Annotated in this window: 17 protein-coding genes; 5 read left to right on the top strand and 12 right to left on the bottom strand. The window is 67.3% G+C overall.

Annotated elements, in window-relative coordinates:
- Positions 1 to 9: 9 nt before the first annotated feature.
- The gene (gene gloA, locus KBY57_RS02840; RefSeq protein ID WP_254994369.1) at positions 10 to 402 is read right to left on the bottom strand and encodes a lactoylglutathione lyase; all 393 of its coding nucleotides are present in this window, start codon (positions 400 to 402) and stop codon (positions 10 to 12) included.
- 141 nt (positions 403 to 543) lie between these two features.
- On the opposite strand from gloA, the gene eno reads away from it, so the two are divergent.
- Positions 544 to 1,839: a phosphopyruvate hydratase gene (gene eno, locus KBY57_RS02845; protein ID WP_254994370.1), complete on the top strand. Its 1,296-nt coding sequence runs from the start codon at positions 544 to 546 to the stop codon at positions 1,837 to 1,839.
- A 29-nt stretch (positions 1,840 to 1,868) separates the two neighbouring features.
- Here eno and KBY57_RS02850 read toward each other — a convergent pair whose 3' ends face one another.
- The 6 genes from KBY57_RS02850 to argJ are packed head-to-tail and all read right to left on the bottom strand — an operon-like array spanning position 1,869 to position 6,330.
- Positions 1,869 to 3,566, bottom strand: coding sequence for an ABC1 kinase family protein (locus KBY57_RS02850; RefSeq protein ID WP_254994371.1), 1,698 nt, complete (start codon positions 3,564 to 3,566; stop codon positions 1,869 to 1,871).
- Positions 3,563 to 3,868, bottom strand: a complete 306-nt coding sequence (locus tag KBY57_RS02855; protein WP_254994372.1) for a hypothetical protein — start codon at positions 3,866 to 3,868, stop codon at positions 3,563 to 3,565. Before KBY57_RS02855 ends, KBY57_RS02850 begins: the two co-directional genes overlap by 4 nt.
- Complete coding sequence (locus tag KBY57_RS02860; protein ID WP_254994373.1) at positions 3,865 to 4,329, bottom strand: hypothetical protein; 465 nt, start codon at positions 4,327 to 4,329, stop codon at positions 3,865 to 3,867. Before KBY57_RS02860 ends, KBY57_RS02855 begins: the two co-directional genes overlap by 4 nt.
- 45 nt (positions 4,330 to 4,374) lie before the next feature.
- On the bottom strand, positions 4,375 to 4,803 hold the full coding sequence (locus KBY57_RS02865) for a type II toxin-antitoxin system VapC family toxin (RefSeq protein WP_254994374.1): 429 nt from the start codon (positions 4,801 to 4,803) through the stop codon (positions 4,375 to 4,377).
- Complete coding sequence (locus KBY57_RS02870; RefSeq protein WP_254994375.1) at positions 4,800 to 5,039, bottom strand: type II toxin-antitoxin system Phd/YefM family antitoxin; 240 nt, start codon at positions 5,037 to 5,039, stop codon at positions 4,800 to 4,802. Before KBY57_RS02870 ends, KBY57_RS02865 begins: the two co-directional genes overlap by 4 nt.
- Positions 5,040 to 5,094: 55 nt before the next feature.
- Positions 5,095 to 6,330, bottom strand: coding sequence for a bifunctional glutamate N-acetyltransferase/amino-acid acetyltransferase ArgJ (gene argJ / locus KBY57_RS02875; protein ID WP_409996391.1), 1,236 nt, complete (start codon positions 6,328 to 6,330; stop codon positions 5,095 to 5,097).
- 9 nt (positions 6,331 to 6,339) lie between these two features.
- On the opposite strand from argJ, the gene coaE reads away from it, so the two are divergent.
- Positions 6,340 to 6,915, top strand: coding sequence for a dephospho-CoA kinase (coaE, locus tag KBY57_RS02880; RefSeq protein ID WP_254994377.1), 576 nt, complete (start codon positions 6,340 to 6,342; stop codon positions 6,913 to 6,915).
- A 72-nt stretch (positions 6,916 to 6,987) separates the two neighbouring features.
- Here coaE and gatB read toward each other — a convergent pair whose 3' ends face one another.
- Complete coding sequence (gatB, locus tag KBY57_RS02885) at positions 6,988 to 8,460, bottom strand: Asp-tRNA(Asn)/Glu-tRNA(Gln) amidotransferase subunit GatB (RefSeq protein ID WP_254994378.1); 1,473 nt, start codon at positions 8,458 to 8,460, stop codon at positions 6,988 to 6,990.
- Between the two features lie 69 nt (positions 8,461 to 8,529).
- Between gatB and KBY57_RS02890 the strand changes: the two genes are divergently transcribed.
- Both KBY57_RS02890 and KBY57_RS02895 read left to right on the top strand, forming a co-directional pair.
- Complete coding sequence (locus KBY57_RS02890) at positions 8,530 to 10,260, top strand: ABC transporter substrate-binding protein (RefSeq protein WP_254994379.1); 1,731 nt, start codon at positions 8,530 to 8,532, stop codon at positions 10,258 to 10,260.
- A gap of 1 nt (position 10,261) precedes the next feature.
- A complete protein-coding gene (locus KBY57_RS02895; protein WP_254994380.1) occupies positions 10,262 to 11,389 on the top strand; it encodes an FAD-dependent oxidoreductase in 1,128 nt (375 codons plus the stop codon).
- Between the two features lie 16 nt (positions 11,390 to 11,405).
- Here the strand turns inward: KBY57_RS02895 and ndk are convergent, their stop codons facing one another.
- Positions 11,406 to 11,864, bottom strand: coding sequence for a nucleoside-diphosphate kinase (ndk, locus tag KBY57_RS02900; RefSeq protein WP_254988753.1), 459 nt, complete (start codon positions 11,862 to 11,864; stop codon positions 11,406 to 11,408).
- Between the two features lie 97 nt (positions 11,865 to 11,961).
- On the opposite strand from ndk, the gene speA reads away from it, so the two are divergent.
- Entirely contained in the window at positions 11,962 to 13,911 is a 1,950-nt protein-coding gene (speA, locus tag KBY57_RS02905) for a biosynthetic arginine decarboxylase (RefSeq protein ID WP_254994381.1), read from the top strand.
- On the opposite strand, the gene KBY57_RS02910 is transcribed toward speA, so the two are convergent.
- From KBY57_RS02910 to alaS, 3 genes are all read right to left on the bottom strand, one after another.
- Positions 13,908 to 14,573, bottom strand: a complete 666-nt coding sequence (locus tag KBY57_RS02910; RefSeq protein ID WP_409996399.1) for an SIMPL domain-containing protein — start codon at positions 14,571 to 14,573, stop codon at positions 13,908 to 13,910. The genes speA and KBY57_RS02910 overlap by 4 nt on opposite strands.
- 46 nt (positions 14,574 to 14,619) lie before the next feature.
- Positions 14,620 to 14,808 carry a hypothetical protein gene (locus KBY57_RS02915; RefSeq protein WP_254994383.1) on the bottom strand — a complete coding sequence of 63 codons (189 nt, stop codon included), beginning with the start codon at positions 14,806 to 14,808 and terminating at the stop codon, positions 14,620 to 14,622.
- 93 nt (positions 14,809 to 14,901) lie between these two features.
- Positions 14,902 to 17,583 carry an alanine--tRNA ligase gene (alaS, locus tag KBY57_RS02920; protein ID WP_254994384.1) on the bottom strand — a complete coding sequence of 894 codons (2,682 nt, stop codon included), beginning with the start codon at positions 17,581 to 17,583 and terminating at the stop codon, positions 14,902 to 14,904.
- Positions 17,584 to 17,597: the final 14 nt, after the last annotated feature.

Raw genomic sequence — 17,597 nt, forward strand, 5'->3', positions numbered from 1 at the left:
CTTGCGGGGTCAGCCGTGGGACGAGAGCTGGATCAGTTCCACCTTGTAGCCATCGGGATCCTCCACAAAGGCGATCACCGTGGTGCCGTGCTTCATCGGCCCGGGTTCTCGCACCACCTTGCCGCCCTTGACGCGGATGGCGTCGCAAACGGCCTGGATGTCATCCACCCCCAGGGCGATGTGGCCGTAGCCGCTGCCGAGGTCGTACTGGCTGGTGTCCCAGTTGTGGGTGAGCTCCAGCACGGTGTTGTCGGCCTCATCGCCATAGCCGACAAAGGCCAGGGTGAAGCGCCCGGAGGGGTAATCCTTGCGGCGCAGCAATTGCATGCCCAGCACCTCAGTATAGAAGGAGAGGGAACGCTCCAGATCCCCCACCCGGAGCATGGTGTGCAGCATGCGCATCAATCAACCCGGTCAGGCATCAACCAGGACTCACGAACTCCCATTCTGGCCAGCAACTTCAGCCGTTGTACCAAGTGGCACAAAAGGGGCGGAGGGGGTGCCCCATAGGATCGCCAATCAGACAGCTAGTGGCGCGTCAACGTGATCGACTCCCTCGACCTTGTGATCGACACCGTGGTGGCACGGGAGGTGCTCGATTCGCGCGGCACACCCACGGTGGAGGCCGAGGTGCTGCTGGAGGGTGGTGCCAGCGGCCGGGCGATCGTGCCGAGCGGTGCCAGCACCGGCGCCCATGAAGCCCACGAGCTGCGCGATGGCGGCAGCCGCTATTTCGGCAAGGGTGTAACCCAGGCCGTCAACAACATCGAGGAGCGCATCGCCCCGGCCCTGTGCGGCCTCAGCGCCCTCGATCAGAGCGCCGTCGATGGCGCCATGGCCGAACTGGACGGCAGCGACAACAAGTCGAGCCTCGGCGCCAATGCCGTGCTGGCCGTGAGCCTGGCCACGGCCCGGGCCGCCGCCAACGGCGTGGGCCTGCCCCTCTACCGCTACCTGGGCGGCCCGCTGGCCAATCTGCTGCCGGTGCCGCTGATGAACGTGATCAACGGCGGCGCCCACGCCTCCAACAACATGGACTTCCAGGAGTTCATGCTGGTGCCCCACGGCGCCAGCAGCTTCCGCGAAGCGCTGCGCATGGGCGCTGAGGTGTTCCACACCCTCAAGGGCCTGCTCCACGACCAGGGCCTGTCCACCTCCGTGGGTGATGAGGGTGGCTTCGCCCCCAACCTGGCCAGCAACGATGCCGCCGGTGAGCTGCTGATCCAGGCGATCGAAAAAGCCGGCTACCGCCCCGGCGACCAGATCTCCCTGGCTCTGGATGTGGCCAGCACGGAGTTTTACAAGGACGGCCGCTACAACTTCGGCGGCGGCAGCTACAGCAGCGCCGAGATGGTTGACCAGCTGGCCCAACTGGCGAGCCGCTTCCCGATCGTGTCGATCGAGGACGGCGTTGCCGAGGACGACTGGGACGGCTGGGCCCTGCTGACCGAAAAACTGGGCAAAACCGTGCAGCTCGTCGGTGACGACCTGTTTGTGACCAACACCGCCCGGTTACAGCGCGGCATCGATCTGGGCGTGGCCAACTCGATCCTGATCAAGGTGAACCAGATCGGCTCCCTCACCGAAACCCTGCAGGCGATCGATCTGGCCGGCCGAGCCGGCTACACCAGCGTGATCAGCCACCGCTCCGGCGAAACCGAAGACACCACCATCGCCGATCTGGCCGTGGCCACCCGGGCCGGCCAGATCAAGACCGGCTCCCTCAGCCGCTCCGATCGGGTGGCCAAGTACAACCAGCTGCTGCGCATCGAAGACGAACTGGGCAGCCAGGCGATCTACGCCGGCGCCGAGGATCGCGGTCCCCGCGGCAAGGCCTGATCAACGGAGCTGATCCGAAGAGCGAAGGATCAGCCCTGGCCCACCCCAGGCAACTGATCCAGGCGCCCATCGCGCTTGAGCCGGCCCTGAAGCTTGAGCCAGCTCAGGCCCAGGGGCAGGCCAGCCACCAGGGGGATCGCCACCAAAGCTGGCCGAGCACTGGCTGCCAGCAGGGCCGCAGCCACCGCCAGCCCTGCCAGCAGCATCGACTGGCCAGCAGCCTGCTGGGCCAGGGCGAGCCGGCGCAGCAGCCGATCGGTTTCTCCGGCCCGGATCTGCACCTGCAGATCGCCCTGCTCGATGCGGGCCAGGCTGTCGTCGAGGCGTTTAGGGATGCCCAGGGCACGGCTGCCCACCTCAGCGGCCTGGCGTGAAATCTCATTGAACAATTCGCTGCCGAAGCGGTCGCCACTGCCGCCACTGCCACCGCCTGCACCCACACCGCTTCCCGAACCGCTTGAAGTCATCAGAGGAAGCAGGTAGGGACGGGCGATCGCCACCAGGCTAAAGCCGCTATCGAGGCTGCGGCCGACCCCCTCGAAGGTGGAGAGCGCCCGCATCACGAAGATCAGCTCGGGCGGCAGGCGGAAGGGCTGGCCGTAAACCAGGTCGTAGAGATCGCCCGACAACCGATCCAGCACGTTGGCGGAGAAGGGGGGCGTCAGGGCCTCCTCGAGCATCACGCGCACCAGGCGGCGCACCGGCCCGGGATCGACGCCAGGGGCAATCACCCCAGCCTGTTGCAGTTCCGCCACCAGGCCGCTGGCATCGCGGGCCGCGGCGGCGCGCACCATGATGCCCAGGCGGCCCCGGAGCTGACCCGACAACTGGCCCATCATGCCGAAGTCGTAGTAGATGAGCGCCCCGTCGGGGGCCACGGCCAGGTTGCCGGGGTGGGGATCGGCGTGGAAAAAGCCAAAGCGCACCAACTGCTGCAGATAACTGGCCGCACCCTTCTCGGCCACCGCCGCGGGCACGATGCCGGCCTCGAGCAACGCCTGACGGTCAGTGATCTTGATGCCTGGCACGTAGTCGAGGCACAACACCCGCCGGGTGCTCAGCTCCCACACCACTGCGGGAATGCGGATGCCGGGATCATCAAGAAACTGCTGGCGGAAGCGGGCCGCATGCTCGGCTTCGAGGCGGAAGTCGAGCTCCCGCAGCAACACCCGCCGGCACTCCTGGGCGATACCGATCCAGTCGCGGCCGCGGCCCCAGCGGGGATGGCGCTGCACCGCGGCGGCCACCTGCTGCAGCACCTCCAGATCCAGCCGGAAGGTGCGCTCCAGGCCAGGGCGCTGCACCTTGAGCACCACCTGGCGGCCGCTGCGCAGGCTGGCACGGTGCACCTGGGCGAGGCTGGCGGAACCGAGTGGTTCGGCTTCAAGGTCGATGATTTCAGCGCAGCGCTCACCCAGCTCCTCCTCCAGCAGGTCCTGCACCACGGTGAAGGGGAAGGCGGGCACCCGGTCTTGGAGGGTGGCCAACTCCTCAACGAGCTCGGCGGGCATCACGTCCGGCCGGGCCGATAACAACTGCCCCAACTTGATGAAGGCCGAGCCCAGGGCCAGAAATTCCTGGGTGAGCCAGCGGGCCCGACGGCGCTGACGCCGTTGCCGGCGCTCCGGGGTGACCCCACCGGGATAGGTCCACTCCTGGCCGTCCCACCACAGCCCCAGAACAAGGGCCAGGGCCAACCACCAGATGCGCAGCGGCCGCAGGATCACGAACGCTGGTCCAGACGTCGCGCCAACGCCGCCACCCGGGCGCGCAGGGCATCGATCTGATCCTGGGGATCGAGAAGGCTCGCGGCGGCCGATGCCGCTTCAGGTCCTTCTGCCTCACCCCGTTCGATCCGGGCCGCCTCGGCTTCCACCTCCACCCAGAACAACTGCAGCTCCTGGCGCAGCCGCTCGGGCGCATCCTGCGCGAGCAGAGCCAAGTTGGCAGCGGCATCCACGAGGCCGCTGCCCAGCCGAACCCCCAGCCGCTGCAAGGCGGCCTGCACTAACGATTGCGGCGCACTCATCGCGGCCCGGCCTCTGGGGAGAACTGTGGCAGATCCGCACTCGGCAGCTGGGGTGGCGGTGGGGCTTCCAAGCGGGGGGCAGACGCTGGCGGCCGGGACGCCGGAAGCGGCGCCGAATCCAGAGGGGTCTCGCGCAAGCCAGCCTCTGGCTGCGGCAAGGGCTGCGCGTCGGGATTGGGCTCGGCTGGATCAGCGGCGGGCTTGTTCTCCAGCTCCAGCAGATCCAGATCGCCGCGAATCTCTTGACTCTCGGCACCAAACCGCAGCCGCAGGCTCTCCAGCGAGGTGCCGGGGAAGGGCCTCACCTCAAAGCCCTGACCCAACCGCACCAGAGAGGGCAACTGCAGGGCAAGCAGCCGGTGGGTGATGCCGAAGCCAAGGCCAAAGCAAATGCCCACCACCAACGGCCCCTGCCAGCGGGGCCGGGGGCGAGCAGGAGCAGCAGCCTGGGCGTGTGCCATGAAGGTCACCCTAAGAGGGAAGGCCTGGCCGGGGCGGAAGGCAGTTCAGGTCGGCAGGAGGGGAACGCCCTCCTGGCTGGCTGCTGCATTCAAAGCCTGATCCCGGCTCGCCAGGGGGAGGCCCAGACGCAGCGCCAGCTCCAGGTAGGCGGCGTCGTAGGTGGTGAGGCGATGGCTGCGGGCGAGGGCCAGGGTGTCGTGCCAGGCGGTGCTCACGTTGGCCTGATCGATGGCAATCGGCAGGGTTTCGAGCAGTCCAAGAAAAGTTCGGATCGCAGCGGAGGTGATGCGGCTGCGGCGCTCAGCCTGAATCAACACGTTGCCTGTTTCCCAGAGCCAGAGAGAAGGCACGTGGGCCTGGGCGATCTGCAGCCGCTCCAGCAGGGCCCACGCCTCAGCACTGGCCTCATCAGCAAAACACCAGGCACAGGTGAGCGACACATCCAGCACAAAGTGGCCTTCAGCGATCTTCATCGGCGCCCAGCATCCCGCAGCTCCTGAACAGGGAGACCTCCAAGGGTTTGCCCCTGGCTGAATCGCTGCAGAGCTTGGATCGTGCTGCCCAGATCAACGGGCGGCTTGTCGCCGGGGGGCACGAGCCTGGCCACGGGGCGGCCGTGGCGGGTGATGGTGATCTGCTCACCAGCACCGACCTCGTCCAGCAGGGCAGCGAGGTGGGTCTTGGCTTCAAAAGCGCCAACGCTGCGCATATCACAAGTCAAACCAGTTGCAGACCAGTTTATGGCGGCGTCGAGCCCCCCGCTCCTACGTCGTGTAATCGGCGTTAATGCGGACGTATTGGTCTGAGAGGTCGCAGCCCCAGGCCAACCCTGAGCCCGGGCCGGCGCCCACCACAAGGCGGATCAGCACCGGGTCGTTGCGGAGGTAGGAGCTGGCGGCGGCGCGATCGAAGGCCAGGGGCTGGCCGGCGGCCATCAGCTGGTGCTCGCCCAGCCACAGGGCGACGGCGCCGGGATCAAAGGGCACACCGGCGCGGCCGGCGGCGGCCACGATCCGGCCCCAGTTGGGGTCGTGGCCGTGCACGGCGCACTTCACCAGCGACGAACCGCACACAGTGCGGGCGATGGCGCGGGCGCCGGCATCGTCCGCGGCGCCCTCCACCTCCATCTCGATCAGGCAGGTGGCGCCCTCGCCGTCGCGGGCGATCGCCTTGGCCAGATGTTGCGACACCGCCGTCAGGCCGGCCTCCAGCGCCTCAAAGTGCTCGGGGCTTAAGCGCTCGCCGGCTGCAAAGGCCAGGAACGTGTCGTTGGTGCTGGTGTCGCCGTCCACCGTGATCGCATTGAACGAGCGATCCACCGCCCGCTGCACCATCGCCTGCCACACATCCGCCGGCACGCCGGCATCACAGGCGAGGGTGCCGAGCATCGTGGCCATGTTGGGGTGGATCATCCCCGAGCCCTTGGCCATGCCGCCGAGGCGCACGGTGCGGCCGCCGAGATCGGCCTCGAGGGCGATCTGTTTGTCCACCAGATCGGTGGTGAGGATCGCCGTGGCTGCCGCCCCGCCACCCTCCGAGCTGAGGGCCGCCACCAGCGGATCGAGGCCCGCCAGCAGGGTGGGCATCGGGATCGGCACACCGATCACGCCGGTGGAGCAGATCAGCACCGCCTCGGGGGCCAGCCCCAGGCGCTCGGCCAGCGCGGCGGTGGCGGTGAGGCTGTCGGCCAGGCCGTGCTCGCCGGTGCAAGCATTGGCCTGGCCGGAATTGGTGAGCACGGCGCGGGCGTGGCCGCCGCTGGCCGCCAGGCGCTCGGCGCAGAGATCCACGCAGGCGGCCCGCACCAGGGAGGTGGTGAAGGTGCCGGCGCATACGGCGCCCTCGGGGGCCAGCAGCAGGGAGAGATCAGGCTTGCCGGAGGGCTTGAGGCCAGCGGTGATGCCGGCGGCCAGGAAGCCGGTCGGGGCGGTGATGCCGCCGGGGATCGGGGTCCAGGGGTGGGTCAAGGCGCTGCGGCCACTGGCTGCATCCTGAACCACACTGATGCGATGGCCTCCACCCCCCAGCGCCGCATCGGCCTCACCGGCGGCATCGCCAGTGGCAAAAGCAGCGTTGGCCGGCTGTTGGCGGCGCGGGGGCTGCCGGTGCTGGATGCCGACGTCTACGCCCGCGAGGCGCTGGCACCCGGGAGCCCGGGGGCGCAGGCGGTGCTGGGGCGCTACGGCACACTCGATCGCGCCGCCCTGGGGCGGATCGTGTTTGCCGATGGGGCCGAGCGGCAGTGGCTGGAGCAGCTGGTGCATCCGCTGGTGCGCGCACGCTTTGCGGCCGAGCTGGAGGGCCTCGCTGCGGCACCGGTGGTGGTGCTGATGATTCCGCTGCTGTTTGAGGCGGGCCTCGAAGCGCTCTGCAGCGAGCTGTGGCTGGTGGACTGCGAGGAGGCCCAGCAGCTGGCACGGCTGATGGCGCGCGATCAGCTCAGCGAAGTCGACGCGCGCGCGCGGATCGCCGCCCAGTGGCCCCTGGCGCGCAAACGGGTGCTGGCGGATGTGGTGCTCAACAACCGCGGTGGGCCGCAGCAGCTGGAGCAGGAGGTGGAGCGGGCCCTTCAAGCCTGCACTTAAAGAGTTTGTACAGATGTACAACCTCTTTAAGCACTGCTGAACGCACCACCTGAACGCGCCTCCTGAACCCGGCTAACCCTTGAGCTTCTGGCTGAGGATCTGGTTGGCGAGTTTGGGGTCGGCCTTGCCGCCGGTTTGCTTCATCAGCTGGCCCACGAAGAAGCCCTGCAGCTTGGTTTTGCCGCCGCGGAAGGCCTCTACCTCCTCGGGGTGGGCCGCCAGCAGCGCCTCCACGATCGCCGTGATCGCCGCCGGGTCGCTGATCATGCCCAGGCCCCGCTCCTCGACGATCGCCTTGGCGGAGCCGCCCCGCTCCAACAGCTCCGGCAGAATCTCCTTGGCGATCTTGCCGCTGATCACACCGCCCTCGATCAGCTGCACCATCTCCGCCAGCTGCTTGGGCCGGAGGGGCAACTCCGCGATCGGGAGCTTGTTGGCGTTCACATAAGCAGCAATGTCGCCAGTGACCCAATTGGAAACGGCTTTGGCCTCGGCTCCGGCCTCCACCGCCGCCTCGAAGTACTCCGCCATCGGGCGTTCATCGGTGAGCACCCGGGCGTCGTAGATCGAGAGGCCGAGCTGATCGGCGTAGCGGTGGCGCTTGGCGGCCGGCAACTCCGGCAGCTCGGCGCGCCAGGCCTCGCGCTGCGCGGGGCTCACCTCGATCGGGCCCAGATCCGGGTCGGGGAAATAGCGGTAGTCGCTGGCGCCCTCCTTGGAGCGCATGCTCTTGGTGAGCTGCTTGCCCTCATCCCAGAGGCGGGTTTCCTGCACCACCGGCTCGCCGGCCTCATAGGCCTTGATCTGGCGCTGAATCTCGAAATCGATCGCCTTCTGAATGGCCGAGAACGAGTTCATGTTCTTGATCTCCACCTTCGTGCCGAAGGGGGCATCAGGGCCACGCCGCACCGAGATGTTTACATCGCAGCGCAGGGATCCCTCCTGCATGTTGCCGTCGCTCACGCCTAAATACCGCATGATCCGGCGGATCTCCGAGGCGTATTCCGCCGCTTCCCGGCCGGTGCGCAGATCCGGCTTGCTGACGATCTCAGCCAAGGCCACACCGGCGCGGTTGTAGTCCACCAGTGAATGGGTAGAACCCGCCAGGCGATCGCTGCCGGCGTGCACGAGCTTGCCGGCATCCTCCTCCATGTGCAGGCGCTCAATGCCGATGCGCTTGAGATAGGTGTCCTTGCCTTTTTCGGCCACCTCCACTTCGATCCAGCCGTCTTCAGCGATCGGTTCGTCGTATTGGGAGATCTGGTAGTTCTTGGGCAGGTCGGGATAGAAATATTGCTTGCGGTCAAACTTGCTGTGTTCAGCGATCTGCAGATTGAGGGCCAGGCCGGCCTTCACCGCATACTCGAGCACCTTCTGATTCAGCACCGGCAAGGTGCCGGGCAGGCCGCACACCACCGGGTCGATGTGGGTGTTGGGGTCGTCGCCGAAGCACGTGGAGGCGCCGCTGAAGATCTTGCTGGCGGTGCCCAGCTGCACGTGGGTCTCCAGGCCGATCACGGCCTCCCAGGCGGCCTCAGCATCCATGTGCGTTCTCCATGCGTGAGTCAATCCTATGGAAGCGGCCCTTACTGTCAGCACACCTACTGACCGTTCATGGGCAGCCGACGCTGGCAACTGCGCCTCTGGGGCTGCCTGCTGCTGCTTTTAGCAGCCCTGGGAGTGGCAGGACTGCCGGCCACCTTGGCCCAGCCAGCGCTACAGCCTTTGCGCGTGCAACTGCGCTGGCTACCGCAGGCCCAGTTTGCAGGGTTCTACGTGGCCCAGGATCTCAAGATGTTCGAAGGCGAGGGGCTCTCCGTAACGCTGCAAGCTGGCGGGCCTTCCGTGAATGGGCTACAGCGCCTGATCGACGGACAAGCGGATGTAGCCATGGGCTGGACATCCGACGCCCTCAACCTACGCCGGCAAGGTGCAGATCTTGTCAACGTGGCTCAGCTGCTTCAACGCCCGGGCTCGATGCTGGTTTGCCGTGCTGATTCAGGCGTCAGACAACCGACTGATCTGCGCGGCAAACGAATTGGAACCTGGTTTATTGGCGATCAATTTGAAGTAGGCCACTGGCTGCAAGCCCATGGCTTGAACTTAAACGCCGTGCAACTAATCCGGCAACGCCCCTCAGCACAAGACTTTCTCGATGGCAGGGTCGATTGCGCCACCGCCATGAGCTATAACGAGTTTCAAACGATACTTAGGGCAGGCTTACTTAAATCGGAACTCTTCAGCGTGCGGCTAGCACGCAAAAACAGCGGATTTCTCGAAGACGGACTCTACGTACGAGCCGCAGACCTTAACGACCCGGCGAAATGCGATCGACTGGTGCGATTACTACGAAGTCTGGCGCAGGGGTGGCGCTATGCAGCGCGTTACCCTGACGAAGCCGTGGCCATCACCGAGCGCTACATGGAGCGCAGCGACGGCCAGCATCAGGAAGACATGCTCCAGGAGATCCTGCAGCTGATGGACCTGAACAAGGGCTTCGGGCTGCTCGATCCGGCAAAATTCGCGCGCAGTGTGGAGATCGTGGGTCAAGGCAGCGGCGAACCTGCCGCGATCGCCAGGGCCGCGGAGGGCGCCTGGAGCCTGAAGATCTGGCGTGCCGCCCAACTGGATGGGCCGCAGCGTGGTCCGCTGGGACCGGCCGGCCGCCAGTCCTTCTCCACGTTGGTGAATTCGCCCTGGTTCTATGGCCTCGATCTGGTGGGAACGACCGCATTTGGCCTGTCAGGGTTCCTACGAGCCCTGCAGCGTCGCTATGACATCTGGGGCTGCTTCATCCTCACGTTGCTACCGGCAGTTGGTGGTGGCACGCTGCGTGATCTGCTGATTGGAGGCATGCGCTCACCGCCGTTCATCTTCAAGAACAGCAGCTACCTATTGGTGGTGGCCTTGGTGATGCTGGCCGGATCGCTCATGGCAGTTCTGCTAAGCAAGGGAGCCGCCGACAGCGAAAGCTTCAACACGGTTCTAGGGGTGTTCGACAGCATCGGCCTTGCCACCTTCACCATTATCGGTGCGCAAGTCGCGCTGGAAGCCGATTTGAGCTGGTGGTGGATGGCCATCTGCGCTGCACTCACCTGTGCCGGCGGCGGGATGCTGCTCGATGTGGTGACAGGCCGTGAACCGCGCACCTTTCAAGGCGAACCCTATGAGGAGATCGCCGTGCTGGGGGCGCTGGTGCTGATCGTGGGGCTGATGATCGCCGATCACTTTGAAACCCTTCAATGGCCCGTGCTGGCGTCAATGGTGGTGAGCTGGGCTTTTGTGTTTGCAAGTCGCCAGCTGGTAGTCCGCCACAATCTGCGCTCCTGGCGTCCTGGCCTCTGACATGACGCTGCATCCAGCACCAGGGCTGACCCACAGCGACACGGTTCTGATCCTCGGCGGCGGCCTCATAGGCCTGGCCGTTGCCCACCAACTGGCTCGAAGCGGCCGCCCGGTGGAGGTGCTCAGCCGGCGCCGCAGCGAGGCTGCCGGCTTCGTAGCCGCTGGCATGCTCGCTCCCCACGCCGAGGGACTCAGCGGCAACCTGCTGGCCCTAGGTCAGGCGAGCTTGGCGCACATTCCCGCCTGGGTGGCGCAAATCGAAGCTGACAGCGGCCTCAGCTGTGGCCTACGCCCCTGCGGCATCGTGGTGCCCTTTGCCACATCAACTGAACGGGATATCTATCCCACCGTCACCTGGGGGGAAGCCCTGGATCGGCATGGGTTGGAACGGGAACTGCCCGGGATCGGCCCTGGCTGGCAGGCGGGGCTGCTCTTCCGCCAAGACGGCCAGATCGACAACCGCCGCCAGTTAATGCGCGCCCTAGAGCGAGCCTGCGTGGAGCTCGGGGTGCGCTTTCAGGAAGGCGTGAACGTGCTGGAGCTCCTGCAGGAGGGGAATCAACTCGCGGGAGTACGCGTACGCGATGCCGCTGCAACGGTCAAGATTGTGCAGGCGAGCACCGCGGTGCTTTGCAGTGGCGCCTGGAGCGCCCAGCTGCTGCCAAAGCTGCCTGTGTTCCCCGTGAAGGGGCAGATGCTCTCGCTGCAAGGCCCACGCGAGGCCCTGCAGCGCGTGATCTTCGGCCCTGGCACCTATCTGGTGCCACGGGAGGATGGACTGCTGGTGGTGGGGGCAACTAGCGAGAGGGAGGCGGGCTTCACCGAGGGACTCACCCCCTTCGGCCAGCGGCAGCTGGAGGCTGGGATTGAATCGCTGTTGCCACAGGCCAGCCAGTGGCCGCCGATGGAGCGTTGGTGGGGCTTTCGCCCCTGCACGCCTGATGAGGGACCCCTGCTGGGGAATAGCCCCGTGCAGGGTCTATGGCTGGCCACAGGGCACCACCGCAATGGCGTGCTGCTCGCGGCGATCACTGCAGGTTTACTGGGGGCTTGCCTCAGCAGCGACGGCGGCTCAGCGGAACAGCAAGCGCTACTGAAGCCCTTCCGCTGGGATCGCTTCAGCAGCTGATCACCGGCCTAGCCGCTCAGCCCTCGACGCGCCAGGTCTGATCGGCCGGGGTCCAGTCGCTCAGCTCGGAGGGCTGGAACCAGAGGCCGATTTCGAAGGCGGCGGTTTCGGGGGCGTCGGAGCCGTGGATCACGTTGCGGCCGATGTTCACGGCCAGATCGCCGCGGATGGTGCCGGGCTCAGCCTCGAGCGGCTTGGTGGCACCGATGAGCTTGCGGGCGCTGGCGATCACGCCGTCGCCCTCCCACACCATCGCCACCACCGGGCCAGAGGTGATGAATTCCACCAGGCCGGCGAAGAAGGGGCGCTCGCGGTGCACGCCGTAGTGGCTCTCGGCCAGCTCACGGCTGGGGGTGAGCTGCTTGAGGCCCACCAGCTTGAAGCCCTTGCGCTCGAAGCGTCCCAGGATCTCGCCCACCAGGCCGCGCTGAACGCCGTCGGGCTTGATGGCAATGAAGGAGCGTTCGGTGGCCACAGGGTGCAAAAGCAAAGGTGGCGCCATCGTGTGCGGCGGGCCTACCCGTTGGCAAGCACAGTGGTGCCGTGATCACCGCCCCCCACCCACCCCTGCCGTGAGCGCGTCGAACAGCGACACCTGGACTGCTGCCGACAGCGCCGCCCTCTACGGGTTGGACCGCTGGGGTGATCCCTACTTCTCGGTGAGCGATCGCGGCCATGTGATGGTGCAGCCCCGGGGAGAGCGGGGCGGCTCCCTCGATCTGGTGGAGCTGGTGCGGGAATTGCAGGGCCGCGACCTGTCGCTGCCGCTGCTGATCCGCTTCGACGACATCCTCGAAGACCGGCTGGAGCGGATCCACGGCGCCTTCGAGCGGGCCATCGCCCAGTACGGCTACGGCGGCCGCTATCAGGGCGTGTTTCCGGTGAAATGCAACCAGCAGCGCCACGTGGTGGAGGAGCTGGTGGCCTGCGGCAAGCGCTGGCATTTCGGCCTGGAAGCCGGCAGCAAGGCGGAGCTGCTTATCGCCCTGTCGCTGATTGACGACCCTGAAGCGCTATTGATCTGCAACGGCTACAAAGACCAGCGCTACATCGAAACCGCGATCCTGGCCCGGCGCCTCGGCCGCCAGCCGGTGGTGGTGATCGAGCAGGCCGACGAGGTGGAGCGGATCATCGCCGCCAGCCAGGAGCTGGGCGCCGCCCCCCTGATCGGCATCCGCGCCAAGCTCTCGGCCCGCAGCACCGGCCGCTGGGGCAGCTCGGTGGGCGAACGGGCCAAATTCGGGCTGTCGGTGCCCGACTTGCTGACCACAGTGGAGGCGCTGCGGGCCGCCAACCTGCTCGGCGAGCTGCGGCTGCTGCACTTCCACGTGGGCAGCCAGATCAACGACATCGCCGTGCTCAAGGACGCCCTGCAGGAAGCCGGCCAGATCTATGGCGAGCTCACCCGGCTGGGGGCACCGATGGGCTATCTGGATGTGGGCGGCGGCCTGGGCATCGACTACGACGGCAGCCGCACCGCCAGTGCCGCCTCCACCAACTACTCCCTGCAGAACTACGCCAACGACGTGGTGGCCACGGTGAAGGAGTGCTGCGAGCCCCACGGCATTCCCGTGCCCACCCTGGTGAGCGAAAGCGGCCGCGCCATCGCCAGCCATTTCTCGGTGCTGGTGTTTGACGTGCTCGGCGCCGGCAGCCTGCCTGGAGCCGTGCCGCCGCGACAGAACGACGAAGCGCTGATCCTGCGCAATCTGCGCGACACCTACGCCGCGATCACGGCGCCGGAGGCGAGCGTCGAGGCGCTGCAGGAGGCCTGGAACGACGCCCTCAAGTTCAAGGACGACGCCCTCGCCGCCTTCCGCCTCGGCTACCTGGGCCTGCCGGAGCGGGGCCTGGCCGAGCAGCTCACCTGGGCCTGCTGCCAGGCCATCGCCGAACGCCTGGCCGCCCTGCCGGCGGACACCCCAATTCCCGAAGAGCTGCGGGCCCTGCCGGCGGCCCTGGCCTCCACCTACTACGCCAACCTCTCAGTGTTCCGCTCGGCCCCCGACACCTGGGCGATCGACCAGCTGTTTCCGGTGCTGCCGATCCACCGGCTCGACGAACGGCCCCAGAGCCTGGGCAGCTTCGCCGACCTCACCTGCGATTCCGACGGCAAGATCGCCCGCTTCATTGATCCGGCCGGGCGCTCCGGGCGTGGCCAGGTGAAGCCGCTGCTCGAGCTGCACAGCCTTCGCGCCGGCGAGCCTTACTGGATCGGGATGTTCCTTGGCGGGGCTTACCAGGAGGTGATGGGCAACCTGCACAACCTGTTCGGCAGCACCAACGCCGTGCACCTGCGGCTCAAGGCCAGCGGTGGCTACCAGCTCGACCACGTGGTGCGGGGCGACACCAACGCAGAGGTGCTGGAGGCGATGGAGCACAACCCTGAGCTGTTGCTGGAGCGGCTGCGGGTGGCCAGCGAAGAGGCGATCGGCCGCGGCCAGCTGCGCATCAGCGACGCCCGGAGGCTGATGGCCCACCTGGAGGCCAGCCTGCGGCAGACCACCTACCTGCAGAGTTAACGGGCGCAGAAGCGGGCCTGGAGGCTGAGGCGGTCCGTTTGTCCGGGGAGTTCTGCCGGATCAAAGGGGGGAACCGACCCATCAGCCAGCGCCATCGCCCGCAGCGGCACCGGTCGTGCCCCGCCATCGAGCTGCACCTCCAAGGGCTGAACCACCCGCAACCCCATGGCAGCCGCCACGTCCTGGGCCTGCTGGAGCGCGTCCTGATAGGCGGCCCGCAACAACTGGCGGCGGGCGGAGCGGTCGCCGGCCCCATCCGCCTCTGGAGCCACGGGGGACAGACGCACACCAGGCAAGCCCCCCACCTGCCGCACCAGCGACTGCAGCTGGGCAGGGGCCAGCTGACCCGACACCTGGAGGCTGGCCTGAACCAGCTCAGGCAGACCCCGGCTTGCCGGCCGTTTCCAGGTGGACGGCGAGGTGACCTGCAGGTCGCTCACCTGCAGAGCCTGGAGACGGCGGCGAACCTCAGCCAAACGCCGTTGCAGGCTGGCGAGGGCCCCATCGCTGCTGGGATCCTCCGCTTCCAGCGCCAAGGAGAAGCGCAGCCGCTGGGTGGGGCGCTTCAACTCGGCACTACCGCGGGCTTCCACCACGGCACCGCCACAGGAGAGCTGGATTTGGGCCTGGGCCCATCCCGGCAGGGGAACCAAGGCCAACACAGCGGGCAGCCACCAGACCACACTCCGGCCCATCGGTCCTCTGCGCCTACAAACAACAGCTTGGCTGGCGCATCAATTGATCGGCCACATCATGCGGCGTTTGGGTGGGATCCACCCAGGCACTGCAGCGGTTTGGGTCGCCGTCGCACCAACCCTCCAGCTGCAGCCGGCTGCCCAGCAGCACGAGCTGGAAAGTCCAGTCGCGGCGGGCATGAATCACGAAGGTGCTGGCCATGGCGCAGCTCCTCACAGCACGAACTAACCCAGAGTTCCCGCCCTGTGCCGCCACGCCAGCCGGCAGGAGCAGTTCGCCAGCTGGCCGCTCCGCTCAGGCCAGTACCGCCAGCAGCTCTGCGCGCGCCTGCACCAACGCCCCATCCAGGGCAGCGCCATCGCGCCCACCAGCCTGGGCCAGGTTGGGCCGGCCGCCGCCGCCACCGCCACAGGCCTTGGCCACCCCACCGATAAAGGCGCCGGCCTTCGGGCCAGCAGCGATCACCGCCTTGCCGAAGGCCGCCACCAGGATCACCTTGCCGAGATCAGCGGGATCGGGCAGACCGCCCAGCACCACCGCCGCCCCATCGCCCAGCTGGTCGGCCAGGCCCTGTGCCGCCCCCTGCAGCCCGGCGCCCTCCACGCCATCGAGACGGGCCACCAGGAGCTGGAAGGGAACGCCATCGGCGCCAGCCCCCACCGCTTCGGCCTGGGACGCCAGCGCCGCGGCCTTGGCCGCCGCCAGCTCACCGCGGACCGCCACCAGTGCTTTTTGCGTGGCCTTGAGCTCCTCGGCCAGCTGGCCCACCCGCTCCACGATTTCGCCGGGCTGGGCCTTGAAGCGCTCGGCCAGGGGCTTTACCACCGCCTCGCGCTCCTTGAGGTAGGCCAGCACCGCCGGGCCCGCCACCGCCTCAATGCGGCGGATGCCGGCGGCCACGCCGCTCTCGGCCACGATCTTGAACAGGCCGATCTCGGCTGTGTTGGCCACGTGGGTGCCGCCGCAGAGCTCCATCGACACGCCGGGCACGTCCACCACCCGCACCACATCGGCGTACTTCTCACCGAACATCGCCACGGCGCCGGCGGCCTTGGCCTGCTCGATCGCCATTTCCTGCACCTGAAGGGTGTGGGCCTCGCTGATCCAGCCGTTGATCAGGGCCTCGATCTGCTCGAGCTCTGCGGCGGTCACGGCGCGGGGACAGTGGAAGTCGAAGCGCAGGCGGTCGAAATCCACCAGCGAGCCGGCCTGGCCGATGCCGGGATCCACCACCTGCTTGAGCGCCGCCTGCAGCAGGTGGGTGGCCGTGTGATTGGCCTGGGCGCGGCGGCGGCAGGCCCGATCCACCTGGGCATTAAGCAGATCGCCCACCGCCAGGCTGCCGCGCTCCACCCGGCCGCTGTGCACAAACACCGAGCGGTTGCGCGACACCGCTTCGATGCTCACGATCACGCCTTCACCAGCGCCGTCGCCAGACAGCACGCCGCGGTCGCCGACCTGGCCGCCACCCTCGCCATAGAAGGGGGTGGAATCGAGCACCAGCTGCACGCTGTCGCCGGCCACCGCGCGCTCCGCCGGTTCGCCGTTCACCACCAGGGCCAGCACGCAGCTGGGGTGCTCCAGGGCCTCGTAGCCCTTGAAGGCGGTGGCCACGGCGGCGGCGGCCACCTGATCAATCGCCTCCTGCAGGGTGAGGTCGATGCTCACCGCCGCGGCCTTGGCTCGCTGGCGCTGGGCCTCCATCGCCGCCTCAAAGCCCGCCAGATCCACCGTGAGGCCGTGCTCCTCAGCAATCTCCTCGGTGAGCTCCAACGGAAAACCGTAGGTGTCGTAGAGCTCGAAGGCCTGGGCGCCGGAGATCTGGCGGGGCTTCGCCGCCAGCACATCCGCCAGCAGCTTCTCGCCCCGCTCCAGGGTTTCCAGGAAGCGGGCCTCCTCGCGCGCCAGCTCCGCCAGGATCACCTCACGGCGCTCCACGAGCTGGGGGTAGGCGTCCTGCATCAAGGCGATCGAGGCTTCGCCCATCGCCGTCAGAAACGGCTTGTCGATGCCGAGGAGCCGTCCGTGGCGCACGACGCGGCGCAACAGCCGGCGCAGGATGTAGCCGCGGCCGAGATTGCTGGCCGTCACGCCGTCGCAGATCAGCTGGGTGATGGCACGGCTGTGGTCGCCGATCACCTTGAGAGAGGTTTGGCCCTTGTCGTCAAGGGCGCGGTAGTCGATCCCCGCCAAGCCCGCCGCCGTCTCAATCAGCGGATAGATCAGATCGGTTTCGTAGTTGTTCGGCACCGCCTGCAGGATCTGGGCCATGCGCTCGAGGCCCATGCCGGTGTCGATGTTGCGGTTGGCCAGCGGCGTGAGGGTGCCGCCTGCATCGCGGTTGTACTGCATGAACACCAAGTTGTAGAACTCGATGAAACGGCTGTCGTCCTCGAGGTCGATGCCGTCGTCGCCGAGTTCGGGCTTGAAGTCGTAATAGATCTCCGAGCAGGGGCCGCAGGGGCCGGTGGGGCCTGAGGCCCAGAAGTTGTCGGCCTCATCCATGCGGATGATCCGCTTGGGGTTCACCCCCACCACATCCCGCCAGATCGCCTCGGCTTCATCGTCTTCGCGGAAGACGCTCACCACGAGATTGTTGGGTGAGAGGCCGAACACACCGGTGCTCAGCTCCCAGGCCCAGGCAATCGCCTGCTCCTTGAAATAGTCGCCGAAGGAGAAGTTGCCGAGCATCTCGAAAAACGTGTGATGCCGCGCTGTGCGGCCCACGTTTTCGATGTCGTTGGTGCGGATGCACTTCTGAGAGCTGGTGGCCCGCGGCGCCGGCCGCGCCTGCTGCCCCAGAAACACCGGCTTGAAAGGCAGCATGCCGGCGATGGTGAGCAGCACCGTGGGATCGTCGGGAATCAGTGAGGCACTGGCCATCGGTTGGTGGCCCCGCTGCTCGTAGAAGTCGAGAAAGGCCGCACGGATCTCGGCGCCGCTCTTGGGCAGTCCGGTGCGGGGATTGGCGGCCATGGCGGAGCAAAACA

Source organism: Cyanobium sp. Aljojuca 7D2, assembly GCF_024346415.1.
In the GTDB taxonomy this organism is placed as follows: domain Bacteria; phylum Cyanobacteriota; class Cyanobacteriia; order PCC-6307; family Cyanobiaceae; genus Cyanobium_A.